Origin of the sequence: Nocardia arthritidis (assembly GCF_011801145.1) — a bacterium.
In the GTDB taxonomy this organism is placed as follows: domain Bacteria; phylum Actinomycetota; class Actinomycetes; order Mycobacteriales; family Mycobacteriaceae; genus Nocardia; species Nocardia arthritidis_A.
Genome location: NZ_CP046172.1, coordinates 2,078,727 through 2,103,910, shown reverse-complemented (window position 1 = coordinate 2,103,910; position 25,184 = coordinate 2,078,727). Strand labels below are relative to the sequence as shown.

The following is a 25,184-nucleotide window of genomic DNA, read 5'->3' as shown; positions in this document are numbered from 1 at the left end:
GCATCTTCCGCCAAACCCCTAGTTCGGCCTTCCCTCGGTTGACAAGTGCAGCCAGCGTCACAACAGTGGATGCGGCGTCCGCCTCAGGACGACGAACCAATCGCAGCACACGACAGAGGAATACATGAACGTTCGCCGGCTCACCGTCAGCGTCGCCGCCGCGGGACTGACGCTTCTAGCAGCACCCACCGCTCTGGCAGGGCCCGCACCATCCGGGTCCGCCGGCACCGGCTCCTCCGGCCTGGACTCGATCATCGGGGCGACCGGTTCCGCCGGCCTGACCCAAACCGGTTCCGCCGGCGGCGGATTCGCCAACTGCGACGAGGCCCGTGCGGCCGGTCGCGCACCGCTGTTTCGGGGCGAACCGGGCTACACCCCGGCGCTCGACCCCGAAGGCACCGGCATGGCCTGCCCGACGGTCTGACCCTCGAAACGCGAAACACCCGGTGCGGCAAGCGGCCACACCGGGTGTTTCGCGTTTCGGTCAGCGGAAGATCTTCAGCAGCACCAGGCCGACCACCACGACGCCCGCGCCGATCAGGCTGTATTTCACCTTGGGCTCATTCAGCTTGGCCAGCACGATGTGCTTGGTGTCGTCGGCGATCCGCTGCGGATCGGCGCGCACCGCTATCTCGTCGAGCGTATTCGCCAGCCGAGTGCGTGCGGCCTCGATCTCTCGCTCGATCCGCTCGGTATCCCTTGCCACCGTTCACCCTCCTGTAAGTGTCTGCCGCCAGGGCCGTCCGCGGCTCGCGCTCGAGTCTAGGCCCTGTGTCGAAGTCCGGCCGGATGCATCCCGTGGTCCAGCTCGTCGCCTGGCAAGGCGGAGGAGGAGCCGATACCGGGTTTGTATCGGCGACGACGACAACGCGGCCAGGCGGCGAGCTGGACCACGGAGGCGCCGGATGGGACTTCGACACAGGGCCTAACGGGCGAGGCCAGGTCTGTACCCGGCCCCGGAGTCGGTGCCTTCGATTACCGTGCAGGACGTGACCGACAACCACCGGCTCGCCCCCGGCGACCCAGCCCCCGATTTCACCCTGCCCGACGCCGACGGCAAGGACGTCTCGCTGGCCGACTACCGCGGCCGCAAGGTGATCGTGTACTTCTACCCCGCCGCCAGCACCCCCGGCTGCACCAAACAGGCCTGCGACTTCCGCGACAGCCTCGCCGAACTCGAGGGCGCGGGCATCGACGTCATCGGCATCTCCCCCGACAAACCGGCCAAACTCGCCAAATTCCGCGACACCGAGCGACTCACCTTCCCGCTCCTGTCCGACCCGGACCGCACCGTCCTCTCCGCATACGGCGCCTACGGCGAGAAAACCATGTACGGCAAAACCGTAGTCGGCGTCATCCGCTCCACCTTCCTGGTAGACGAACAGGGCAAAATCGAAGTCGCCCAATACAACGTCCGCGCGACAGGTCACGTAGCGAAGCTGCGCCGCGAACTGTCCGTCTGACCGCGACGCATCCGGCACGAACCGCCTCTGAAGGGTATTTATTTACACATATGGTCGTTTGAGAGACCATATGTGTATGAGCGAGATGACGACAGCACAGGCCGCCGAGCTGCTGGACATCACGCCCCGGCAGGTCGCTCGCATGGCAGCCGCCGGTCGACTCGAGGTGGCGAGACGTGCCGGAAGGACGCTGTTGGTCGACGCAGGCTCGGTGCACCGGCTCGCCCGGCAGCGCAGACATCCCGGACGAATATGGACGCAGCGCATCGCATGGGGTGCGCTGACGTTGCTGTCCGGCTCCGATCCGGGATGGCTGTCCGCCGCCGAACGAACCCGGCTCACCCATCGGCTCCGCAAAATGGACGCCGACGAGCTTGCTCACCTCAGTGCCAATCGCGCTATCACTCATCGCTTCCGGGGCGACTCGGTCGCGGTGCAGGACCTATCGACCACCATCGCACTGACCGGATCATCCGCGACACGGCATCCCCACTGGTCGCGCCTCGAATTGACTTCCCAGACAACAAGAGTCGACGGCTATATCCCCACAACGGAGCTAGCTACGCTGGTTGACCATTTCCACCTGATGTCCGACCCGGCAGGGGCGGTAATCCTCCGCGCTACGACTTTCGAAGAGGCGTTCGTCGGCGGTAGCACCCCGTGGGCGGCTGTCGCCGTCGATTTGACCGAGTCGCTCGACACTCGTGAACACCGGGCCGGATACCACGAACTCACCAACTTGCTCGAGGAGGTGCGCCAACGTGACCGGTAGCCCCCGTGAGCGCTGGCGGATACCTGCCCCGGTCGGCGGTTGGGGTCCCCCGTGGCCCCAGATGACGGAGCTCATCTCGGTTTTCCCGGGTGACCTCTGGACGTTGGTCGGCGGCTTGATGATCCAGATCCACGCCGTCCATGCTGGCCTGCCGATCAACAGGGCAACCATCGACATCGATATGGTCCTGCATATCGAGACCGGCGCGACGACATTCGGTCAGGCCCGATGCGCCTTGGAGTCGATGGGTTATCAGCTCAGCATCCCGACCGGACGTCACGCGCCTGTGCACCGGTTCCTTCGTGGAACTCAGCAAATTGACGTCATGATCGCTGATCACCTTGCACCGAAACACCGCCCGACCGTGGCAGGGCGAGAGGTATTTCGCATTCCTGCCGGGACTTCAGCACTCCGCAAAACCGTCAACTGCGAGATCGAAGTATCGGACGGCCACACCCTCGCCGTGAGCGTACCCAACGTCCTCGGCGCACTTGTGCTCAAAGGTGCTGCCTACCTCGAAGATTCACGTGACCGTGACCGACACCTCGACGATGCGGCGTTGCTGGCATGTGCGATCTCCAATCCGCGCGCGTACGCCAAGGAGATGTCGGGCAGCGACTTCCGACGAATGAAGACACTCGCAACCCAGCTGAACAACCCTTTGCACAGATCCTGGTTGGCAATACCGTCAGAATTTCGTTTGCGAGCTCGCGATGCACTGCTTGCGACAGTCCAGACCCCACAAATACAGCCACCCATACGGCGGCTCGGCGAGAAGTAGGCTGCAGCATTGGCCGAAGTGGCGCCTAATACACCTGCGCGCGACGGGCACGTTGTGAAGCTGCGCCGCGAACTGTCGGTTTGAATCCTGGCGGGAGACACGGAGAGGCCCGGTGCCTCGAAGGGCACCGGGCCTCTGGCGTTCGGTCAGACGGGTGATACCGGCGATGAGGGCGATATTTGCTGTGCTGCCCACATCACCATGGTTCTGAAGTGGTTGTCCCACCAGGCCGCGGATTCGGCGGTGAAGGCGGCGGGTGGCGGGGATTCACCTGGGAAGAGGAGTGAGGCGTCGGGGGCGCCGACCTTTGTGGTGAGCGAAGGAACCCCGGAACCGGATACCGCGGGTGTTACCGCGTGATCGGATTCGTGGGTCGCCGGGTCGGTGCCGTGCATCGCGGGCTCGGCCTGCACCAGCGGTACCGGCCGGTCCTGCGCCGGACTGCCCCAATGCTGCACGATGTGCTGCGTCGGCTGCTGGATATCCGAATCGAGCGTCACCATCGCCGGTTCCGGGTCGGGCACGACGGCGGGCGCGACGCCCGTCGGATGCCCGACCTCGTGTCTTCTCGGCACCTCGACCGGGCCGGGACCGGTTGCCACCGGCTCGCCGCCGACCGAATGCGCGTCGGAGGTGGTTCTGGCATCGGCGACGACCCCCGGAATCGAGCGCGACGAACCGCCCGCCACATAGACGCCGCCCACAACCAGACCACCCGCCAGCACACTGGCCGCCGCGAACAACGCCGCGGCGCCCCTGCCGCGATGCACCCGCTCCACCAACTCGCCGCCGGGCTCCTCCAGCTCGGCGAGCGCCGCGAGGGCGGCGCCGACCGCGGGCGCGAAATCCGCGATCTTGCACGGAATCACCGGTGCACCGAAACGGTCCACCGCGGCGAGCACCTCGGGCTCCTCCGCGGCCGAACCGATCAACACCACCGCGTCGGGGCGGACCGCCGCCGCCTCGAACTGATCCCATGCCGCGGTGACCGCCGAACCCATGGCCTCCGCCGTCGCACCGCCCGCCTGGCCGATCGCGGCCAGCACTCTGCGTCTACCCCGATCGATCAGGGTGAACGCCTGATAACCCGGAACCACCTCACAGATCAACAGATCATCGAATTCGTCCAGCCACGTCATCACCCCGGCGACATGCAGGTGTGCGGATTTCGCCGACACCAGTGAGGCGGTATGCCACCGCCCCGTCGCCAATCGGGTGACGATCGCACGGCGCTCGGCGGCATCACGGTAGGCGACGGCGGCGCCCCCGATCTCCCGGTCCGGCCCGATCCGCGCGGCTAGTTCATCCATCGCCGTCTCGACCGCGGCGGCCAATTCCGCCTTGCTGTCGCCGGGCGTTTTCTCCACCAAATGAAACAGCACCCGCTCGGGTAGCTTCTCGCCGGATTCGGCGAGCGCTACCGCGTGAACGGCGCCGCGTTCGGTGGAAACACCGAGAGTCACCACAGCTCGTGCTACCACTGATCCACGCCTCCCTTGGGCCGAGCTCACGAGCGCGAAACCCATGAGCCACCTTGGATTCCCCTGCTCGAAACACGCGTCACTATGGACACGGATTCGGTTATGTGTTCGGTGCCGAAAACAACACGGATGGGTTGGCGGATCCGACAAGCCCGGACACGCAGATGCCGTGCGCGTGTCGCCTGCGTGTCCATACCGCTAGCCTTGATGCGTGGAAGTACGCGCGGAGGCCAGGTCGAAGCAGCGGCTCGACCCTGCGTTGGAGCTCCAGGACGACCCACAGGAGCTCATGCCGCGCCGCAGGCCGACGCAGGAACGTTCCAAACGCAAGTTCGACGCGCTGTTGCAGGCGTCGCGGGAATTGCTGGTCGAGGTCGGCTTCGAGTCGTTCACCTGTGAAGAGGTGGCGGCGCGGGCCGAGGTGCCGATCGGCACGCTGTATCAGTTCTTCGCCAACAAATATGTGATCGTCTGCGAGTTGAATCGGCAAGACCTGGTGGCGGTTTCACAGGAGCTGGCCGATTTCCACGGCGAAATCCCGTCGCTGGACTGGCTGCGGCATATGAACCAGTTCGTCGACCATCTGGCCAACCTCTGGGTCACCGACCCGTCGCGGCGCGAGGTGTGGCTCGCCATGCAGTCCACCCCGTCCACCAGGGCCACCGGCGCGATACACGAGAAGGAATTCGCAGAGGTGGTGTCGCAGATGTTGCGGCCGCTCACCCCGCGCACCCCCCGGGTCCGGCGCACCATGATGGCCGAGGTGCTGGTGCACGTGGTCTATTCGATGCTGAACTTCTCGGTGCAGGACGAACAGAGCCACGCCGACGCGGTGGCCGAGCTGAAGCGGCTCATGGTCGCGTATCTGCTTGTGGCGGAGAAGGAGTCGCGCTCCAGCGGCAAGGCTTGAGCGCTGACTCCGAGAAGACCTACACCGCTTCCGCGGCGGATGCGCCGCGGCGCAGGCCGAACGCACCGACCACCCCGGCCGCCATCGCGGCGATCACCGGAACCAGCAGCGCCGAACGCATCGCCTCGATGCCGCTCGCGCCGTATCCGAGCACCGCGACATGCACCGCCGTCACCGTGGAAATGCCCAGCGCGAAACCGAATTGGAAGGCGGTATAGAGCAGACCACCGGCCAGACCGTGCTCCTCCTCGGCGATACCGTCGGTGGCGGCGATGGTCAGCGGACCGTAGACCAGCGAGAACGCGACGCCGAGCAGCAACAGCGCGGGCAGCATGGTCGCATATGCCCGGTCCAGGCCGGTCGGCGCCATCAGCAGGTAAGCGAGCGCGGCCAGCACGATCCCACCGAAAACCACACGGGCACTGCCGAACCGATCCACCAGCCGCGGGGTGAGCACCGGCGCGAGAATCGCGTCGACGCCGATGACGGCCATGGCCAGGCCCGTCTGCACCGTGCTCCAGCCGCGCAGTTCCTGGAAGTACAGGGTGGCGAGGAACTGGAATCCGGCGAACGATCCCACGAACAGCAGCGCGATCAGATCGGTGCGCACCAGGTTCGCCGACCGCAGGATGCCGAGCCGGACCAGCGGTTCGGCGGTGCGCCGCTCGTTGACCACGAATACCGCCAGCAGCACTGCCCCCGCCGCGAACACGAGCGCGGTCACCGCGGCGCCGTCACCGGCGTGTTCCAGGCGAACCACCCCGTAGACCAGTGCCATCATCGCACCGGTCACCGACAGTGCGCCGATCACGTCGATCCGGCCCCGGATCGCCTGCGGCGCATCGCTGTCGCGCACCAGCGCACTCGCCGCCAGCAGGATGAATGCCGACAATACGACCGGCGCGAAGAACACCCAGCGCCAGCCCAGCGCGGTCAGCAGTCCACCGGCCACCATGCCGAGCGAGAAGCCGCCCGCGGCCACCCCCGCGTATACCAGCAATGCCCGATTGCGCACCGGCCCCTCGGCGAAATTGGTGGTGATCAGCGACAGCCCAGCGGGCGCCATGAACGCCGCCGCAACGCCGGTGACGAACCGGGCGGTCAGCAGCATCCAGCCGCTGGTCGCCAGTCCGCCCAGGCCGGAAAACAGCACAAATACGGTGAGCCAGAACAGGAATACCCGCCGCCGCCCGAACAGGTCGGCGGCGCGCCCGCCCAGCAGCATGAAGCCGCCGTAGCCGAGGACATATGCGGACACCACGCCGCTCAGGGTTCCGGTGGACAGGTCGAGGTCGGCGCGAATGGACGGCAATGCCACATTCAGCATCGCGATGTCGATGCCCTCCAGGAAGATCGCCCCGCACAGCACGGCGAGGACCGCCCAGGCATGGACGGACATCTCGGTGAAGACCGCGGCGGGTTTGGATTTCAACATCGAAGGCTCTCCCGAAAACTTTGGTTTCCGACGGTGTGGTCGGTTACTTCTTGTTACCGAGAAGAGCTTTCGGCAGAATCCGATCTTGTGGAAGACGGCACATTCGAATCACCCGGTTACTGCGCGGATACCGGCTCCGGCCAGTACACCGACCACTGGGACTCGCGCAACGACTGCGAGGTCCGCCAGATCCTGGACCGCGTCGCCGACAAATGGTCCCTGCTGGTCATCGCGCACCTGGAGGAACGCACCCTGCGCTTCAGTGAACTCAAATGCAAGATCGAGGGCGTCAGCCAGCGCATGCTCAGTCGCACCCTGCGTCAACTGGAACGTGACGGCCTCGTCGACCGCACGGTCTACCCGACCGTCCCCCCGCGCGTCGACTACGCCCTGACATCCATGGGCGCGAGCCTGCACACCACCATCAAATCCCTGGTCGTCTGGACCGAAGCGCATCAGAACGAAATCGCCGCCGCGCGAACCGCTTACGACGTCCGCGAAGCCGAGGCCGAAGCCGGCATCCTCCCGGTGGCGCTCGCCCGCTGAGCCGGATCGGAACAGCAAAAGGGTTGGGGTAGGCCAGCATTCACGGTTGAGCCACTGATCAAAGGTCGACGACGAGACGGGACGACAGTGCGCGGGAGACACAGCAGTACATGCGGCCGGGCGGTGCGCCGACGTCGTCGCGATGCTCCGGTTCCCCTTCGACGACGGTGATTTCGCAACTGCCGCAAACCCCTTCGCGGCAACCGGACGGTACCGGATATCCCGCATGGTGCAACGCGTCCAGCACGGACTCGTCCGCGTCGACCGGCACGGTCTGTCCTGACCGGACGCAGTGCACCTCGAACGGCGTATTGGGCGCGAACTCCTTGATCGCGGGCCGGAATCGCTCGAGGTGCAGCCGTTGCGCGGCGAACGCCGCCTCAGCCGCGTCGAGCATCGCCGCAGGGCCGCAGCAGTACACCAGCGCCCGAGGGCCGAGCCCGGTCGCCAGTGCGGCGAAGTCGGGCCTGCCGTGCTCCTCGGAGGTGTAGATGCGCACCCGATCGCCATGTACGGTCCGGAGTTCGTCGGCGAACGGCATGGTGGCCACCGACCTGCCCACGTACACCAATCTCGCAACGGCCCCCGCCCGGACCGCGGCAGCCAGCATCGGCATGATCGGGGTGATACCGATCCCGCCGGCGAGAATAGGTACTCCGGTGCGGGCAACAGGGGAAAGTTGTTGCGCGGCAACGAGACTTCGAGCGTACGGCCTGTGCGCAGGAACAGGTGGATATACTCCGAGCCGCCCCGGCTGAGCCGGTCGTGCCGGACGGCGATCCGATAGCTGTCGTGATCGGCCGGGTTCCCGCACAGAGAGTACTGCCGGGTCAGCCAGTTGGGCAGGACCAGATCGATGTGCGCGCCCGGATCCCACGGGACCAGTGGGCCTTCGGCGCCACGCAGGACGAGCGAGACGACGCCCTGCGCGACCGGCTCCACTCGTTCGAGAATTGTTCGCTGCATACCCGTCACCTCAGTACAACCGCCGGTAGGCGGCTTCGAGCGAGCCATCGATCTCCGCCGGATCGGCCTCGAGCCCCATCCGCTCGGCGACCTGCTCGGCGGCCATCTCACCCGCGGACGGCAACTCCGCGCCCAGCGCCTGACTCGCCGGATCCCACAGCCGGGACCGGAGCAGCGCGCGGCCACAGTGGAAGAAGGCCTCCGCCACCTCCACGATGAGCGCCAGCTCCGCCTCCTTGCCCTCGATCCGCATCCGGGCGAGCACGTCGGGTTCATCGGTGGGGTACGCACGACCGTTGACCCGCAACACTTCTCGCACGCCGGGGACGACGAACATCAGCCCGATCCCGTCGTTCTCGGCGAGATTGCGGAACGAGTCGGCGAGTTTGTTGCCCGGCCGGTCGGGGATCGCGAGCGTGCGCTCGTCGAGCACCTTGACGAATCCGGGGTAGTCACCGCGCGGCGAACAGTCGGGCAGACCCGCCGCATCCGCGGTCGCCATCGCCAGGAACGGGGAATGCGCGATGAAGTGGTGGAAATGCCGGTCTATGCGGTCGTGGACCTTGGCCTTCGCCAATGCGCCCGGCTCACCGAGCCGTGCGCGGACCGCGTCGAAGGGCAGCCGACGCGGACGGATCTCTTTGACGGCATTACTCCAGGTCATGGCACAATTATGAGCAATTACTCAGTTTTTGACTACTCGCTTTCCGTCTATTCGCAGGAGGTGACATGACGTCGGAACAGCGCCGGCTTCAGCCACGTAAACAGCCACGACAGCTCCGGGCCGAGCTCACCCGCGAGCGCATTCTCACCGCCGCTGCTCACATTTTCGCCGAGCACGGCTACGCCGCGGGCACTACGAACCGGATCGCCGAGCGGGCGCGAATCTCGATCGGATCGCTGTACCAGTACTACCCGAACAAGGACTCGATCCTGGCCGAGCTGCTCACCCGCCACCTCGACAACGACAGAGCCGCCGACACGATCCGCCGGTACCGGGATCGGCCCGAATCGCTCGAGGCAATCATCAGGGCGTTCGTGCGAGTGGTGATCGAGAATCACCTCGACGACCCACAGCTGCTGCGGATCATGATCGAACAGGCGCCCAACTCAGAGGAGTTGCGGGCCAGGCTCATCGGGCACGAGTGGGAGGTGGTCGGTGATCTGCGGGACCTGTTCGAACGCCACGCGGAAGTCCGGGTCCGGGACAGGGACACCGCCGCCCGACTTGTGGCGACCACCGTGGAACTCACCGTGCACCCGCTCATCGCCGCACCGGACCCCATCGATACCACGCGGCTGGAAAACGAGCTCGTTGCGATGATCACCGGTTACCTCTGCACGCCCCGGTGACTACAAGGAGCTACCCAATGTTCTTACGGAATCACTTGTTCGGTTCGCGGCCCGCGATCAGATCGGCCAGTTCGCCTGGATCCTCCAGCACCACCATCGCCGCAGCCGTGTCGCCGTCGTGCGTCAGCGACAGGTGAACCCTTGCGCGAGGCAGGAATTCGGCGGCGAGGCCGTGCAGTTTGATGCTCGGCCTGCCCCATGCGTCGTTGACAACTTCGATGAGCGGATACGGATTGTCGCCGATCTGCGGGCTGCGGGCGAACCGAGACGATGCCCAAGCCTTGAGCACCGCCTCCTTCGCCGCCCACCGCGCCGCGTAGCTGCGCGCCGGATCGGTCCCCTTGCTCTGGCAGTACCGGCGTTCACCGGCGGTGAAACTCTCCCGGAGCATGGTGGTTCCGGCGCGCTGCAGTTGTTCGGCGAACTCGGAGATGGTCACCAAGTCCAAACCGATACCGAGGATCGTCACAGACGCGCAGCCTACGACCTGGCCCGCGCGGCTGTGTCACTACCCTGCCCGGTATTGCATCCGAACCCGTCGGCCCGGTACCGGCCGTCGGCGGCCAAACGGGCCTCCGGCGACAGCAGTACATCGGCCTCCAACTGCCGAATCTGCTTGGCGGGCGTGCCATCCGGGCCCAGTCGGCGATCCGCGGGACGCTCGTACAGCGGGGCGCCGCCGCACATCGCCTCGGCGAACCGCTGCCGTCCCCGCAGCACGCGCTCCTCGGCCCGGCGCTGATACTCCTCGCGCCGCCCCGGCTCGATCGCCTGGACGAACGCCTGCGGATGCACCACCGCGAGCAGACCCGACACATGCCCGAAGCCGAGCGAGGTGACCAGGCCGGCCTTCAGCGCGAATCGCTCGCCGAACCGCAGCGGCTGCCGCGGCCACACCAGATGCGGGTAGGCCCGCATCTTGTCGTCGACGCAGTCGAGGCTCCGATTCGGCGGCACCACACCGTTTTCCAGCACCTGGCACAGCCCGATCAGCTGGAAGGCGGCCGCACCGCCCTTGGCGTGACCGGTCAGGCTCTTCTGCGACACCACGAACAGCGGGTTGCCGTCCGTGCGGCCCAGCGCCTCGGCCAACCGCTCGTGCAGCTCCGATTCGTTGGGATCGTTTGCGGCGGTGGAGGTGTCGTGTTTGGAGACCACCGCGATATCGTCCGGGCCGACGCCGAGCTTGCGCAGTTCGGCGGCGAGCCGGGATTCGCGGCCGCCGCGACCCGCGCCGAGCGCACCGAGGCCGGGCGCCGGAATCGAGGTGTGCACGCCGTCGGCGAAGGACTGGGCGAAGGCGATGACGCCGAGCACCGGCAGCCCCATCTCCAGCGCGATATCGCCGCGGGCGAGCAGAATCGTTCCGCCGCCCTGTGATTCGACGAAGCCGCCGCGCCGCCGGTCGTTGGCCCTGGAGAAGTAGCGGTCGCTGATGCCCTTGGCGCTCATGACCGCCGAATCCGCGGTGGCCGACATATCACCGAATCCGACGATGCCCTCGATGCCGAGATCGTCGTAGCCGCCCGCGACAACCACATCGGCCTTGCCGAGGCGGATCTTGTCCACGCCCTCCTCGACCGATACCGCCGCCGTAGCGCAGGCCGCGACCGGATGCACCATCGCGCCGTAGCTGCCGACGTAGGACTGCACCACATGCGCCAGCGCGACGTTCGGAAGTGCTTCCTGCAGAATGTCGTTCGGACGCGACTCGCCCAGCAGGTTGTCGATGTAGAGCGAGCGCATCGAGGACATGCCGCCCATACCGGTGCCCTGCGTGTTGGCGACCAGGCTCGGATGCACCCAGCTCATCAATTCCGACGGGCTGAACCCGGAGCCGATGAACGCATCCACCGTGCAGGCGATATTCCAGAGCGCGACGCGGTCTACGGAATTCGCCATATCGGCGGAGATACCCCAGATCACCGGATCCCAGCCGGTGGGTATCTGGCCACCGACCGTGCGGGACAGCTTCGCCTTGCGCGGCACGCGAATCTCGGTGCCCGCCTTGCGCGTTACCGTCCAATCGCCGGAATCCGGGACCGGGGTGATGATCGTCTGCTCCGGGTTCGCCTGATGGAATGCGCGCGCCTCGGCCTCGCTGCCGACGGTGAACGACAGATCCTGGTCGAGGAACACCGACGTCATCAAAGGCGCTGTGTTGTCGACCATTTCGCCGTCGTCGCCGTAGCGGCGCACGCCACACCGGGCCACCACCGCATCGTGGTAGCGCTCGGCGAGTTCGGATTCCGGTACGTAGTCACCGGATTCGGTGTCGTACCAGCCGGGTTTGGGCTCGTTCTCCCACCGCACCATGCCGGTGGTCCAGGCCAGCTCCAGCACGCCGGCGGCGGAGAGCTCGTCGGAGACCTCCATCTCGAACCGGGTGCGCGACGAGCCGTACGGACCGAGTTCGGCCGCACCGACGATCACCACCATATCGGCGAGATCGGCGGTGACACTGCCCCATTCGGGCACCGGAAGCGCCGAGGAAGCGGTCGGCGGTGTGGGCAGCGCGGGAATGGTCGCTCCGCCCGCGATTTCCTCGACCGCGAGGTCGGCCGCCTCGGCGGCCTCCTTGGCCAGCGCGGGCAGATCCAGCTTGGCCCTTGCCAATCCGCCGGTCAGGTCGATCTGCTGCGGCCCGGCGATGGTCACCTGCCGCGCACGCATGGTGCACCACTTGAGCAGTTCGTCGGCCATCTCGGCGGTGGACCAGGTGTGCACGCCGGCCTTTTCGACCGCGGCGACCATCGGATCGTTGTGCCCCATCAGCCCGGTGCCGCGCACCCAGCCGATCAGCGCGTGCACCAGCGTCACCCGGCTCGACCACGACTTCTCGGCCCGCCACTTGGCGACGACGGCGTCGAGGGCGGCCTTGGACTCGCCGTAGGCGCCGTCACCGCCGAACATGCCGCGGTTCGGCGAACCCGGCAGCACCACATGCAGTTTCGCGTCGACATCGTGGTCGGCGCCCAGCTTGGACAGGCCGCCGATCAGCCGCTCCACCGACCAGAGCAGCACCCGCATCTCCATTTCGGCGCGGGCGCCCGCATCGCTCAGATCGCCCGCGACCCGCGGCGCCGCGAACGGCAGCAGCAGGGTGGGCGTCATCGCGTCCTTGACCTTGACCTTCGCCCCGCCCGCGCTGTCCACCTGCTCGTTGCCGACCCAGTCGATGACGGCGTCGACATCCTGGTAGGAGGCCATATTCGCGGGCAGCACCCACAGGGCCGCACCGTGCCTCGCGTTGTCGCGGTACAGCTTTCGGTAGAAGGACAGCCGGTCGTCGTTGAGTCCGGAGGTGGTGACGACGACGGTGGCGCCGCCCGCCAGCAGTCGGCCGGTGACCGCCGCCGCGATGGAACCCTTACTGGCACCGGTGATCACGGCGATATCGGCGGACCACTGGCCGGGCTCCTCGGTGCTCAGCGCGGCATCGGCGATCCGCTCGTACACACCCGCCAACACCGAGCGGGCCTCGTGCCGCGCCCGATCCCGCCACCAGTTCGCCTGTGCGGCAACGGCTTCGCCCGCACCCAGATATCCGGTGACCGGCAGTTCGGCATTGTCGGCGTCCTCGCCCAGCCACAGCAGGGCAAGATCCTCGCGGGCGGTCGCCCAGCGATCGTCGATCAGCACGGCCTTGCGGGCATCGAATACCGGCGCGACCAAACGCGGCCAGTCCGAACCCAATTCGGCCGAAACCAGGTCCACCAGCGAATCGGCGGTCGCCTCCGGCGCCGAAACCCGCTCGCTGAGGCCGAGCTGCTCGAGCACCACCCTGGCCGCCGTGGCGAGCACGCCGTCGCGGCCGGTGATCTGCTCGGTGAATTCGCCGAGCGCGGCCGCGTCGACGGTCGCGCCGCCGCCACCGCCCGCACTCGGCAGCGACACCGTGATACCGCGGCGCGCGGCCACCGACTGCACGGCGGCGTCGATCGCGGCATCCACCGCGGCACCGTCGCCGAGCGCGCCGGACACCAGCCCGCCAAGGTCGCCGCCGCGCACGCTGGCGCCCTCCCGGGTGCCGAGCGAAACCTCGGCGGTGACGTGGCTGGCCCAGCCGTCACCGAGTTCCCACACCTTCTTCACCCGCTCGGCGATGGCGGCGGGCCGCTTGCCGGACGGACCGAACACCTTGCGCAGGTGGTCTCCGATGGCGTCGGACAGCACCGAGCCGAACGGCTTGTAGGTGCGGGCCAACCGTTCGACGGTGGCCGAGAGCGCGCCCATATCGGCGTCGGCGGCACCGTCGATGGCACCGAGCGAAAGCTCCGAACCCAGGTCGACGAGCAGCTGGTTCCGCCGCGACGAAACGCCGTCGCACAGGCCCTCGATGGTGTCCACCGGGCCGATCTGATCCATCCGCAGCCTGGTCCACAGCGCGATCAGCACGCGGGTGGCGTCGGCGGCGGTGAAGGCGATGTCGTCGGGGCGCGGGCCGCCGGAGCTCTGCACCGGCGCGGGCGCCGCGGCCACGGGAGCCGGTGCGGCGCTTGTGGTTTCGACGGGTTCGTCGACCGGCTCGTCGACCTGCGCCGGATCGGCGTCAGTCGCGTACACGATGCCCGCCTCGCGCTCGATATTGAGCACCTCGACGGTCGCGCCGCTGAATCGCGGCAGCTTCAAGGTCTGGCTGGCCAGGTTGGCGACGGTCGGCGTTGCGCCCAAACCGATTTCGACGAACCGCTCGACGCCGAGACCGCCGTGCGCCGCATCGGTGAACAGCAGGTCCTGCGTCTCGATCCAGCGCACCGGGCTGGCGAACTGCCAGGCGAGCAGTTCGATCAACACCACCCGGCACAGATCGGCCGGGCGGGCGGCCCAGCCGTCGAAGTCGGCCAGCACCTCGGTCAGCGGCTCGGACGGCACCAGATCCGCGATCTCCTGCACGAATTCCCGCTCCAGCGAGAACGGTCGCGGCACCAGGTTCGGAATGTAGCGTCCGATAAGGGTTTCCGCGTTCAGATCGGCGGGCAGCAGCTGTTCGAGCTTCTGCCGGAATTCCGGAACACCCTTGCGCAGCACCGTCGAATGGAACGGCACGTCGATGCCGGGCACCAGGATGAAGGCCCGCTTACCGCCGAATTCGGAACGCCGCCTTTCGATCTCGGTCTCCAGCGCCTCCAGGCCGGCCACCGTGCCCGCGATCGCGTACTGCGAGCCGCGCAGGTTCAGGTTCACCACCTCGAGGAATTCACCGGACCGCTCGGTGACGCTCCGCACGAACGGCACCACCTCGTCGTCGCTCATCCCCATCTGCGAGGGACGGATGGCGGCCATCCGATAGTTGCTGCGTCCCTGCGTATCTCGCGGCACCAGCTGATGCATCGCGGAGCCGCGCTGGAACACCACCTCCAGCACCGCCTCCAGCGGCAGCACCCCGGCGACCGCGGACAGCGCGTTGTACTCGCCGACCGAATGCCCGGCCAGCATCGCACCGTCGACGAACGCACCCGCCTCGCGCAGTTCGGCGATCTGCGCGACGCCGAGGGTCGCCATCGCGACCTGGGTGAACTGGGTCAGGTGCAGCACGCCGTCCGGGTGCCGGTGCTCGACGCCGCGCGCCTTGAGGTAGGTCGGGTTGTCGCGCACCACGGCCAGGATCGAGAAGCCGAGCGCCGAGCGAGTGTGCTTGTCGGCGCGGTCCCAGATCTCCTTGGCCGCCTTGGACCGGCTCCGCGCGTCCAGCCCCATGCCCTTGCGCTGAATGCCCTGGCCGGGGAAGGCGTACACGGTCTTCGGCGCGGCGGTGCGACCGGTGGCGGTCAGCACCAGGTCGCCGCCGGTCCGGCAGGAGACCTCGACGATCTCGCTGCCCGCGTCGACCGCGATCCGCTCGACCCGGACGTCGATCTGCGCGCCCGGCCGGACCATGCCGAGGAAGCGGGCCGTCCACGCGGTCAAAGTCCTTGCGGGAACGGAGCTTTCGGGATCCACGGCGGAAACCGCATGCTGTGCCGCGGCGGAAAGCCACATGCCGTGCACGATCGGGCTGCCGAGCCCGGCGAGTTTGGCGGCGTTATCGCTGGTGTGGATCGGGTTGTGATCGCCGGAGACCGCGGCGAACGCGTTCATGGTGCGCGGCGCGGTGACGACCACATCGCGCCTGCGGCGGCGCGGTGTGTCGGCGGCCGCGGCGGCGGTGCCCGCGGCGCGCGGCGGATCGGTGAGCACGCCCGCCCCGTTGCGGCCGCGGATGGCGAAGCGCTCGGTGAGCGTCGCGACCGTCGGCATGGACATTCCGGTCTCCGGCCGGTCCAGCATCGCCGTGACCTTCACCTTGACCTCGACCACCCGGCCCATATCGGTGTCGAGCGTCTCCCCCGCCTCCGCGCGGACAGCGAGAACGCTTGTGGCCGAGGGCAATTCACCGACCAGATCGATCTGGTGATCGAGGTGGACCAGGTCGAGCATGCCCTCGATGACGCTCTCGTCATCGGCGGTGCGGGTCGCGCCGAGCACGGCGAAGACGGCGGGCCAGCACGCGCCGACCAGCACGTCGGGGACGGTGCGACCCAGCGTGCTCAGATTGGCGGGCAGGCCGCTGCCGGTGACGCCCGCATGGTCGGCGCGCAGGTCCGGGGTCCAGGCCAGGTTGAGGTGCGCGGTGCGCCCCTTCACCTCGGGCAGTTCCTTACCGGCCGCGACGGCCAGCAGCGCCTTCATCGCCGTATCGGCATCGGCGGCGGTGATCACCGGGGCACCACCGTTGTAGGTCGAGACCGGAACGGTGATCCTGATCCGCACCGCGTCGCGGCCGAGCAGCGGAACGGTGAGCTCGACGTAGGCGCTCTCGTCCTCGGGTCCGGTGGTCTCCACCAGCGTGGCGCCGGTCCGCGGATGCACGGCGCCCTTGCCGTCGACGGTCCACTCGTCCAGATCGCCGAGCCGGTGCACCGGGTTGATGGTGGTGCGGCCCGCCCACTGCACGTCCGGCGCGGCCAGCACCGTATCGATCGGGCCCGCGGTGACGCCGGCGACCCGGCGCGCGTCCACCGCGACGGGTACGACGCCCGCGCGCACCAGCGAGTAGGCGGTGTCCTGTTCGAAACGGTCGAGCAGCTCGCCGACCGGCTCGTCCACCCGGGTGATGCCCGCGACGGCCACCGTGCCGGGGATGACGCACACCTGATCGGCGGAGTAGCGCGGATCGTGCGCCTGCCACAGCGAATCCGAACGCCACCAGCGGCGCACGTCGCCGTCCACCACCGGGACGAAATTCACCGGCTTGCCCGGCGTCTTGCACAGCGCGATGAAGAACGGCACATCTGCCGGGTGCAGCAGCGTATTCGCGATCGACGGGTACTGTTCGCGCAGTGCGCACAGCGCGGCGACCGGGTTCTCGAATTCGTCGTCGGTGCCGAAAAGCGTTGGGATTTCCCCGCGGTCGGCCGGGTTGATCCGGGATTCGGTGCGCCGCATCATTTCCGCGAAGCGGTCGCGCCAGGTGATGTCCAGCCAGACCGAGCGGGTGGCGTCGAGGAACGCCTCACCCAGGTCGCTACCGCAGTCGAAATCCTTGCGGCGGTCCAGGCCGACGGCGAGTTCGACGTAGCGCTCCAGCCACTCCAGATAGGTCATCGTGGCCACATCGCCGAAATACGGCTTGGCCGTTGCGTTCAGGGCCGCGATGATCTCGTCGCGGCGCTTCGCGACGGCGGCGGCGTCGCCGGCCACCTCGTCCAGCAGGCGGCCGGTGCGCGAGGCGGCATTGTCGATCTCATGGATGTCGGCGCCCAATTGGCTACGGCCGGAAGCCATTCCACCCGAGGCGGTGCCCGCGCCGACCCAGTGCGGGGTGCCGGGGGTGTCCACCAGCAACTGTTTCACCTCGGGCGCGGTGGTGGCCTCCAGCGTCGCCATGGCCGCGGTGCCGACCAGCACGCCGTCCAGCGGCATCGCCGGGTAGCCGTGCGCGGCCGCCCACTCACCGGTGAGGTATTCCGTTGCGCGCTCAGGGGTTCCGATGCCGCCGCCGACACAGACGACGACGTTGTCGCGGGAGCGCAGTTCCGCGTAGGTCTCCAGCAGCAGGTCGTCCAGGTCTTCCCAGGAGTGGTGGCCGCCGGCCCTGCCGCCCTCGATGTGCATGATCACCGGGTAGTCCGGGACCTCGTCGGCGATGCGCAGTACGGCGCGGATCTGCGCCACCGTGCCCGGCTTGAAAGCCACATGGGAGAAACCGATTTCGGTCAGCTCCCGGATGAGCGCGACGGCCTCGTCGAGCTCCGGGATACCGGCCGTGACGATGACGCCGTCGAACGGGGCGCCCGCCTGACGGGCCCGCTGCACCAGGCGCTTACCGCCCAGTTGCAGCTTCCACAGGTACGGGTCGAGAAACAGCGAGTTGAATTGCACAGTGCGGCCGGGCCGCAGCAGCGTCTTCAGCTCGGCCACCCGGTCGGCGAAGATCTGCTCGGTCACCTGGCCGCCGCCGGCGAGCTCCGCCCAGTGGCCCGCATTCGCCGCCGCGGCAACGATTTTCGCGTCGACGGTGGTGGGGGTCATACCGGCGAGCAGCACCGGCGAGCGTCCGGTCAACCGGGTGAACGCGGTCTCCACCACGATCCGCCCGTTCGGCAGGCGCACCGGGCGCGGCGCAAAGGCCGACCACGGCTTGGCCACCTCGGGCGCGGCGCCGGGGGTGAGTAGGCTGCGCTGGCCCGCGCGGGTAGCGGCGGCGACGATGCCGACCCCGGAGCCCTTCAGCGAGCCGACGGTGAGGCGGGTCAGCAGATCGCCCGGCCCCAGGTCCAGAATCCATTGCGCGCCAGCGGCAACCGCACCGTCGACCACCTCGACCCAGTCGATCGGGTCCACCAGGATCTCCCGGGTGAGCCCACCGGCCAGCTCGGCGTCGATACCGCACTGCGCGGCCCAGCCGCGGACCAGGTCGACGGTTTCGGCGAGCGCCGGGTGATGGAAGGCGACATCGACGGCCACGTCCTCGAAGACGGGCGCGAAAACCGCACCGCCGCGCGTCTTTCCGTCCCGCTCCCGGCTCTCCGCCTCGTGGATCCGTGCGCAGTGCTCCCGCACCCGCGCCAATTGTGCCGGGGTGCCGGACAATACGGCCCGCCTGCGGCCGTTGCGGATCGAGACCACAGCCGCCGCAGCGGGATCGACGCCCTCGGACACCTCGGCGACCACCGCGCGCAGCCGCTCCGGGTCCACATTCGACACCGCGACCATCGGCGCGGCCTCACCCACCGGCATCAGCCCGCGCCTGCGTGCGATCAAACTGCCCGCGGCGCCGATCAATTGGGCGATGGCGAGCAGTTCGGCGTCGCGACGGCCACCGGTCTCGATCGCCGTCGCGGCGAGGCGGCCCTGCGAATGGCCGATGACGGCGACCGGCGCGTGCGCGGCCGGGTCGAGGCCCTGCAGCCGCAGCGCCCGCAGCGCCGCGATCTGGGTCAGCAGCACGCCGGGCATGGAGACGGCCGCCGCGCGCAGTTCCGCCGCCGACGGCGCGGCCGAGGTCTCGCCCTGGTCGGCGTCGACCAGTTCGTCCTCGAGCATCCAGCCGATCGGATCGAAGCCGACGGGGCGCACGACGAGCAGTTGCGCCGCAACGGGTTCCAGCAGCGCGGCCGCCTCGTTGACCAGCGCGGTCAACTCTGGCTCCAGCGCGCTGTCGCGCCCGATCTCCTCCAGCTCGCCCAGCCACTGGGCGCCCTGACCGCCGAACGCCAGTGCATACGGCGTCCCGGTCAGTAAACGATCGACGAGCGGTGCCCTGACCGCCCCATTAGTACCGTTCGCACCGCGCTGTGCCCCAACTACCTTCGCCTGTTCCGTACCGGTCTCGGTGCTCTCGTTGATAGTCAAGACGCTTCGACTTCCTTCTCGTTGCGACACGCCTGCGGGGACACGCCGCTCCCTCCCGGGCACGACCGCTCCTGCGCCAATCGGCTTGGTACGGGCGAGGATGGCACAAAATCATGAGGAAATCCTCACGTTTGCCCCCAGCCACGCCCGCTACCCACACGTATTCAGGTACCTCCGTACCAGAATCGGTAGAAACATGACCCCTCCTCATGTTTGAACCCGCTGGTCCACTCGGTTACCAACGCGTATGAAACATGAGCGCCCCTCATGTTGACAGTTACCAGATTGTTATAATCCCTGGTAGGGTTACTCATGAGTACGACACCCCGGCCCCAAGCTTCGCTTCCCCGGTCAACCCCGGTAGAGTTTGGACGGTCGTACCATCAAGCGCGAGTGGCGAAATTGGCAGACGCGCCAGATTTAGGTTCTGGTGTCCACGGACGTGGGGGTTCAAGTCCCCCCTCGCGCACAGAAACGCGGCATACGTGCCACATCTAACGGACCGGTGTTCGAGTGCACTCGAACACAAGGAGGTTACCTGTGGCGACACCAACTGACCTGCGAAAACTTCTGACTCCTACGCCGGATTCAGCCGGGAGACGCTGCGGAAGATCCTGAAGGATCAGGGCATCTCATGGCAGGCCACCAGGACCTGGAAGGCCGGGAAAGATCCGGAGTTCACCGCGAAGATGAACCGGGTACTGGACCTCTACGACCACCCGCCCGCCGACGGTCGTGTGGTCTGTGTCGATGAGTTCGGGCCGCTCAACCTGCAACCCCGTGCCCGGCCGCGGCTGGCAGCCGCGACGCGAGCCGAAGCGGTTGCGGGCCACTTATCACCGCACCCAGGGCGTGCGACACATGTTCGGCGCCTTCGACCTGGCCACCGGCCAGCTGTACTACCGGATCCGAGATCGCAAGCGCTGGACCGAGTTTCGCTCGTTCTTGCAGTCGCTACGGTCTCGGTGGCCCGGTGAGAAACTGTACGTGATCGTCGACAACTTCTCCCCGCACAAACGCCGTGAGGTGCTCGACTGGTGCACAGGAAACGACGTTGAGCTGGTGTTCCTGCCAACCTATTCCAGCTGGTTGAACTGGATCGAGTGCGAGTTCACCGCGCTGCGGTACTTCGCCCTGGGCGGCACCGACCGCCGCAGCCACGGCGAACAGGACGACGCCATCGGCGCTTACATCCGCCGGCGCAACCAGCACGCCGAACCCAAACGCGACTTCGCCGTCGACTCGAAGATCTGGCTGCCGGATTACCTTCCATGCGTAGCTTGACGAGGCACCGCGAGGATCTGGACAACCGACTTGATCATGTCACGAAAGGCCGTAATCGTGGCCCATTTTCCACCCGATACGCTGGGACTTTCTGCCCGGAAACGATCGCTGCGCCATCATGTTCCGGTCTAATGTGGCAATTGGGGTCGTGCCAGCTCACGGTAGTGAGGGCGCGACGCGTTCAGGCTCCCGCGCGCAGGTCGGCGAGTCGCCGGCGTGCCGCGGCGAGCCGGGTGGTGTAGTGGTCGGGGTCGGCGGCGGCCAGGACGGTCAGGATGTCGACGGCCTCGCTCTCCGCGGCGATCGCGTCGGCCCGCCGACCGGTTGCCTGCAGATACGCACTCAGCGGGAACTCCAGCCATTGTGCTAGGGCATAGCGGTAGGTCGGATTGTCGGTGATCAGCCTGCGGATGATCGCGATCGCGGCCTGCACATGGTCGATGGCCCGAGTCGGATCGGGCTTGCCCCACCACGCCTCTCCCACCTCGATCTGCGCCCGCCCCGTGTCGTACCGGTGCCCGGGAACGTTCGGCTCCGCGGCCGCCAGCTGCTCGAACACGGTCAGCGCCTCCCCACCCGCCGCGATGGCCTCGTCCCAGCGCTGTTGGACCATGAGGAAAGTCGTCATCGGGTACAGCAGCCATTCGCCGAGCGCACCCCGATAGCTCACATCCTCGGCGACCAGTTTCCGCGCGATCGCGAGAGCGGCCTCGATCCGATCGAACGCCTGCGTGAGATCGCCTTTGCCCCACCACGCCTGTCCGAGTTGGATATTCGCGCGGGCGAGGTCGTATCGGTGCACCGGCTGATTCGGGTCGGTGGTGGCGAGCTGTTGGAACGCCGCCGAGCCCTCCCGTGCGGCGGCGATGGCCTCGTCCCAGCGCTGCGTCGAGATCAGGAATCCGGTCAGCGGATACAGCAGACAGTTCCCGAGCGCGCCGAGATAGGCGTCGCTGTCGGGCGCGAGGGTTCGCAGGATCGCCACCGCGTCCTGGGCGCGGGCGATGGCATCGGCGGGCTGGTTCGCCGCGAACAGCTGCTGCGCCTGCGCGATCAGCGCCTGCGCCTGCTGGAACCGATTGTCGTGCGTGGCCGGGTCGGCGTTCGCGAGACTCGCGTAGATCTGTGCGGATTCCGCATCCAACTGTGCGGCCTCGGCCGCGCGTCCGACCAGTCCGAGATACAGACCGGCCGGATCCAGCAGCCGCTGCGCGAGCATCGGCCGGTATTTCACGTCCTCGAAGACGAGCTCACGCGCCATGGCGACGGACTCGAGCGCCCGAGCGACCCCCTGGTCGTGGTCGCCTGCCTCCCAACGGATTCGGGCCAGCGTCTTGGGATCCTTCGGTCCGTCCAGGATCGAGAAGATGAAGGTTATGAAGGGCACGATGTCGACGGAGTTGTGCGGCGGCTCGGTCTTCAGCACCGAAATCGAGCTGTTGGCACGCTCGGACATGTACCCGGCCGCAGTGAGCTGATGCGGCCCGCTCCAGCCGTCGCCGACGCCGAAGACCTCGTACTGCACCAGGGTCTGGTCGACCGTCGGCACCAGCACCGCCGCGAACAACGTCGTGTCGAACAACGTACCCGAGACCGGCGCGCCGGGCAGCGCCAGACCGGGCGTGCTGATCGGGGCTGGCGCGGACCATCCGCCGTTGTCGACCTCCCAGATCACCGACAGCGAACCGTCGGGGGCCACGAACGCGACATCGAGCTGATGCGAAGGCGGATCGCCCTGCAGTTTCTGCAGGAACACACCGAATCCGCCACCTGGCGGCAGGTAGTGCGGCTGCGTGATCGCCGACGGTCCGTTCCATCCACCGTTGTTCACCTCCCATAGCACGGACAGGGCCCCGTCGTTGCCGATCACGAAGACGTCGAGCTGGCTGTTGTGTTCGTTCAGTGTCGATTGCGAACCGGTCGCGAGATATGCTCCGTGCGGGGCGAATTCGCGATCGGTCAGGGGGAGCGGTTGCGACCATCCACCATTGTTGGCCTCCCACAGCACATACAGGATGCCGTCGTTGCCGACGACGAACACATCGAGCTGATCGTTGGCCTGCCGACCGGTCGCCAAACCTGCTCCGGCAGGGGCGAAGCCGACCGGCGTGAGGGCGATAGGCTGCGTCCATCCGCCGTTCTGGGCCTCCCACAGCACGTACACCGCCCCGTCGTTGCCGACGACGAACACATCGAGCTGATTGTTGGCCTGCGTGCCCGTCGCCAGATGCGCTCCGGGAGGGGCGAATTCGTTCGAGGTCAGCGCACTGGACTGGAACGGATCGAAGTTCGCGGACCAGGCGACCGTGAGCCTGCCGAAGTTGTCCACCACGAAGATGTCGAACTGGTTGCCGGACTGAATCCCGGTGGCAACACCCGCTCCCGCCGGCGCGAAACTCGGCCCGAGCACCGGTATCGCATTCGAGAAACCCTCGTGCACGCTGCTGTCGGCCGAGACGGTATAAAACAGCGTGCCGTCCTTGCCGACCGCCGCATCGAAGACAGAACCCATGATAATTACCTCTTTTCGCGAGTTGAGCTGCCCCCAACCCTTGTCCGCCCGTGCGGCCCGCCGATATCCCTAGACCTGGGGATCCTCCCTGTTGAACCCGAAGCAGCCGGTGCAACCCCGTTGCTCATCCGCGTCACGAAATCGACCGGCGCCTGGTCATTTCCACATGGTGCCGTACGCGGCCATCGCGGGACCGACGACCGATGCGCGGAAAGGTATGAGCCGATCGCCTCCGGCAAGGGGCGCGTTCGTGAGCGGATCGAACCACGTCGTACCGCCCTCGGTATCGGCCCAGTACAGATTGTGGTCGTCGCTGTCCCCGCGCCAGACAGCGTAGGCGTCGGCCGATCCCCAGGCCGCCAGCCCCACGATCCCATTGGAGGTGGCCGGAATATTGACCGATGACCAGTGGCGACCGCTGTCCTCAGAAGTCGCGCAGTGCACGGCCGAGTCCGGCGACACCCACGTCAGCAGCAGCCGGTCATCTCCTCCGCCGAAGGTGGCTCGGCCGATGACGCTCGGTGCGAGAGGTGTGCCCCCGTCGGGGCCGCGGACAGCATCGCCGAAGTTCCACGAAACTCCATCGGACGAATAGAACAACGTGATGGACTGATCCGCCCCGCGACCCTTCACCGCCATCCATACTCGCGAGGTGTGGGTGCTGGTCACGGACGGCGCGTGGTTGGTGATCTCATGTCCGTCGAACAGCACCTGCTGGGGCGACCATGCCGTGCCGTCAAAGATCGAGTGATAGATCCGGTCATCCGTGTCGTCGCCGGTGGTCGAGCCCTTCCAGTACAGATGCAGCCGATCGTACGTCGCCACCAGCGATGGACCGAAGTTGGAAGCGACGCCTTCGATCCGCTGTTGCTCACTCCACTGCCGACCGTCGAAGCTCGCCCAGTACAGACCTTTGTCGTTGGTGCTGTCGTCAGATCCGATGCCCCGCCACGCCATGTAGAGACGCCCCTGCCAACTCGCAAGAGTGGGACGATCGGCCGACCCCCCGACCGCCAGTTGCTGATCGGACCAGCTCTGGCCGTTCTCGCACTGCGCCCAGTATAGCCCTTGGTCCTCCAGCGACCCGCGCCAGGCCATGTACAACGGCATGGTGTTCCCTCCCCTTCGTCGACGAACCGGCCGTCACCGATTCCTGTCGACAAGCCTGGACCGCGCGTCTCCCACCCGTCCAGTCGCAGTCCGTCCAGCGGACCCGCCACCCAGCGGTAGCATCTACAACGTAACCCTCAGTGTCGCAAAGTGATCGGTGCTGACGCCTGTCGATGACAACGCCTCCTACTCCTCGACGGTCCCGAAGGAATCGACTACTCACCCTCCAGACCATCAACCACCGCAACATCGGCACCTACTTCCTCACCGCAGGTCAGGGCACTCACCTTGAGGACGATCACTGGCATAGGACAGTCGGCATCAAACCCATCGAGCCAGAACGAGTTCCGACTGCGGGATGCCATCGAATTGGAGACAAGCCTCGTCCCGTGCTTTGCCTGGTTGGACAGCATTTTGCCGCCTATTTCGCGGCTAGACGCACCACAGCTGAAGAATTTTTGTTGCGAGCGTCACATCAGTAGGTCTAACTGGCCCTACCCAGTGCGGGCACACCCTCAGCAAACGAGGTTTAGCCCGAGCTGCGGGGCAGTACCGCTCCAAGACGTTTCGGCGATGCGCCGAGGCGGCGGAGCATTCCGGGGAACTGTGATGACAGAACCCGAAGGCGCGACCACTTCCTTTGCCATGGAACGTGTTTCGCGCGTCATCTTCCATCAATCCATCTGAGTGATCCCCTGTCCGGGGCAGGTGCAGGAGTCCGTTGCTGCACCTTG

The 25,184-nt window shown here is 67.2% G+C and carries 17 protein-coding genes and 1 tRNA gene; 9 read left to right on the top strand and 9 right to left on the bottom strand.

Features of this window, described 5'->3' with window-relative positions; genetic code table 11:
- Window positions 1–124: 124 nt before the first annotated feature.
- Entirely contained in the window at window positions 125–424 is a 300-nt protein-coding gene (locus F5544_RS09330) for an excalibur calcium-binding domain-containing protein (RefSeq protein WP_167472816.1), read from the top strand.
- Window positions 425–484: 60 nt separating this feature from the next.
- On the opposite strand, the gene F5544_RS09325 is transcribed toward F5544_RS09330, so the two are convergent.
- Complete coding sequence (locus F5544_RS09325) at window positions 485–706, bottom strand: DUF3618 domain-containing protein (protein ID WP_167472815.1); 222 nt, start codon at window positions 704–706, stop codon at window positions 485–487.
- Window positions 707–989: 283 nt separating this feature from the next.
- Here F5544_RS09325 and bcp point away from each other — a divergent pair, with 283 nt between their 5' ends.
- The 3 genes from bcp to F5544_RS09310 all read left to right on the top strand — a co-directional run bounded on the left by bcp (window position 990) and on the right by F5544_RS09310 (window position 3,016).
- Window positions 990–1,463, top strand: coding sequence for a thioredoxin-dependent thiol peroxidase (gene bcp / locus F5544_RS09320; protein ID WP_167472814.1), 474 nt, complete (start codon window positions 990–992; stop codon window positions 1,461–1,463).
- A gap of 76 nt (window positions 1,464–1,539) precedes the next feature.
- A complete protein-coding gene (locus F5544_RS09315) occupies window positions 1,540–2,235 on the top strand; it encodes a helix-turn-helix domain-containing protein (protein ID WP_167472813.1) in 696 nt (231 codons plus the stop codon).
- Between the two features lie 61 nt (window positions 2,236–2,296).
- Entirely contained in the window at window positions 2,297–3,016 is a 720-nt protein-coding gene (locus tag F5544_RS09310; protein WP_238847170.1) for a hypothetical protein, read from the top strand.
- Between the two features lie 146 nt (window positions 3,017–3,162).
- Here F5544_RS09310 and F5544_RS09305 read toward each other — a convergent pair whose 3' ends face one another.
- On the bottom strand, window positions 3,163–4,479 hold the full coding sequence (locus F5544_RS09305) for a hypothetical protein (protein WP_167472812.1): 1,317 nt from the start codon (window positions 4,477–4,479) through the stop codon (window positions 3,163–3,165).
- A 307-nt stretch (window positions 4,480–4,786) separates the two neighbouring features.
- Between F5544_RS09305 and F5544_RS09300 the strand changes: the two genes are divergently transcribed.
- Window positions 4,787–5,407, top strand: coding sequence for a TetR/AcrR family transcriptional regulator (locus F5544_RS09300; protein ID WP_167479081.1), 621 nt, complete (start codon window positions 4,787–4,789; stop codon window positions 5,405–5,407).
- 19 nt (window positions 5,408–5,426) lie between these two features.
- Here F5544_RS09300 and F5544_RS09295 read toward each other — a convergent pair whose 3' ends face one another.
- Window positions 5,427–6,842, bottom strand: coding sequence for an MFS transporter (locus tag F5544_RS09295; RefSeq protein WP_238847169.1), 1,416 nt, complete (start codon window positions 6,840–6,842; stop codon window positions 5,427–5,429).
- An 87-nt stretch (window positions 6,843–6,929) separates the two neighbouring features.
- Between F5544_RS09295 and F5544_RS09290 the strand changes: the two genes are divergently transcribed.
- Window positions 6,930–7,388 (top strand): winged helix-turn-helix transcriptional regulator, encoded by a 459-nt coding sequence (locus F5544_RS09290; RefSeq protein WP_167472811.1) that lies wholly within the window; start codon window positions 6,930–6,932, stop codon window positions 7,386–7,388.
- A 58-nt stretch (window positions 7,389–7,446) separates the two neighbouring features.
- Here the strand turns inward: F5544_RS09290 and F5544_RS46240 are convergent, their stop codons facing one another.
- Window positions 7,447–8,004 (bottom strand): flavin reductase family protein, encoded by a 558-nt coding sequence (locus F5544_RS46240; RefSeq protein ID WP_238847168.1) that lies wholly within the window; start codon window positions 8,002–8,004, stop codon window positions 7,447–7,449.
- A gap of 360 nt (window positions 8,005–8,364) precedes the next feature.
- Complete coding sequence (locus tag F5544_RS09280) at window positions 8,365–9,018, bottom strand: MSMEG_1061 family FMN-dependent PPOX-type flavoprotein (protein WP_167472810.1); 654 nt, start codon at window positions 9,016–9,018, stop codon at window positions 8,365–8,367.
- A gap of 65 nt (window positions 9,019–9,083) precedes the next feature.
- Here F5544_RS09280 and F5544_RS09275 point away from each other — a divergent pair, with 65 nt between their 5' ends.
- Window positions 9,084–9,707 (top strand): TetR/AcrR family transcriptional regulator, encoded by a 624-nt coding sequence (locus F5544_RS09275; RefSeq protein ID WP_167472809.1) that lies wholly within the window; start codon window positions 9,084–9,086, stop codon window positions 9,705–9,707.
- A gap of 31 nt (window positions 9,708–9,738) precedes the next feature.
- Here the strand turns inward: F5544_RS09275 and acpS are convergent, their stop codons facing one another.
- Together acpS and F5544_RS09265 are read right to left on the bottom strand one after the other, a co-directional pair.
- On the bottom strand, window positions 9,739–10,176 hold the full coding sequence (acpS, locus tag F5544_RS09270; protein WP_167472808.1) for a holo-ACP synthase AcpS: 438 nt from the start codon (window positions 10,174–10,176) through the stop codon (window positions 9,739–9,741).
- Between the two features lie 11 nt (window positions 10,177–10,187).
- Window positions 10,188–19,544, bottom strand: coding sequence for a type I polyketide synthase (locus tag F5544_RS09265; RefSeq protein WP_167472807.1), 9,357 nt, complete (start codon window positions 19,542–19,544; stop codon window positions 10,188–10,190).
- A gap of 387 nt (window positions 19,545–19,931) precedes the next feature.
- On the opposite strand from F5544_RS09265, the gene F5544_RS09260 reads away from it, so the two are divergent.
- Together F5544_RS09260 and F5544_RS09255 are read left to right on the top strand one after the other, a co-directional pair.
- Window positions 19,932–20,013 (top strand) — tRNA-Leu (locus tag F5544_RS09260).
- Between the two features lie 311 nt (window positions 20,014–20,324).
- Window positions 20,325–20,828 carry a transposase gene (locus tag F5544_RS09255; protein WP_238847167.1) on the top strand — a complete coding sequence of 168 codons (504 nt, stop codon included), beginning with the start codon at window positions 20,325–20,327 and terminating at the stop codon, window positions 20,826–20,828.
- A gap of 181 nt (window positions 20,829–21,009) precedes the next feature.
- Here F5544_RS09255 and F5544_RS09250 read toward each other — a convergent pair whose 3' ends face one another.
- Both F5544_RS09250 and F5544_RS09245 read right to left on the bottom strand, forming a co-directional pair.
- Window positions 21,010–23,340 (bottom strand): tetratricopeptide repeat protein, encoded by a 2,331-nt coding sequence (locus F5544_RS09250; RefSeq protein ID WP_167472806.1) that lies wholly within the window; start codon window positions 23,338–23,340, stop codon window positions 21,010–21,012.
- Window positions 23,341–23,496: 156 nt separating this feature from the next.
- Window positions 23,497–24,450, bottom strand: a complete 954-nt coding sequence (locus F5544_RS09245) for an exo-alpha-sialidase (RefSeq protein WP_167472805.1) — start codon at window positions 24,448–24,450, stop codon at window positions 23,497–23,499.
- Window positions 24,451–25,184: the final 734 nt, after the last annotated feature.

Bases quoted from the DNA above. Each gene is read 5' to 3' on its own strand.
- F5544_RS09275 (WP_167472809.1), top strand. From the start codon at position 9,084: ATGACGTCGGAACAGCGCCGGCTTCAGCCACGTAAACAGCCACGACAG.
- F5544_RS09315 (WP_167472813.1), top strand. From the start codon at position 1,540: ATGAGCGAGATGACGACAGCACAGGCCGCCGAGCTGCTGGACATCACG.
- F5544_RS09295 (WP_238847169.1), bottom strand. From the start codon at position 6,842: ATGTTGAAATCCAAACCCGCCGCGGTCTTCACCGAGATGTCCGTCCAT.
- F5544_RS09245 (WP_167472805.1), bottom strand. From the start codon at position 24,450: ATGCCGTTGTACATGGCCTGGCGCGGGTCGCTGGAGGACCAAGGGCTA.
- F5544_RS46240 (WP_238847168.1), bottom strand. From the start codon at position 8,004: ATGCCGATGCTGGCTGCCGCGGTCCGGGCGGGGGCCGTTGCGAGATTG.
- F5544_RS09250 (WP_167472806.1), bottom strand. From the start codon at position 23,340: ATGGGTTCTGTCTTCGATGCGGCGGTCGGCAAGGACGGCACGCTGTTT.
- F5544_RS09330 (WP_167472816.1), top strand. From the start codon at position 125: ATGAACGTTCGCCGGCTCACCGTCAGCGTCGCCGCCGCGGGACTGACG.
- F5544_RS09300 (WP_167479081.1), top strand. From the start codon at position 4,787: ATGCCGCGCCGCAGGCCGACGCAGGAACGTTCCAAACGCAAGTTCGAC.
- F5544_RS09310 (WP_238847170.1), top strand. From the start codon at position 2,297: ATGACGGAGCTCATCTCGGTTTTCCCGGGTGACCTCTGGACGTTGGTC.
- F5544_RS09280 (WP_167472810.1), bottom strand. From the start codon at position 9,018: ATGACCTGGAGTAATGCCGTCAAAGAGATCCGTCCGCGTCGGCTGCCC.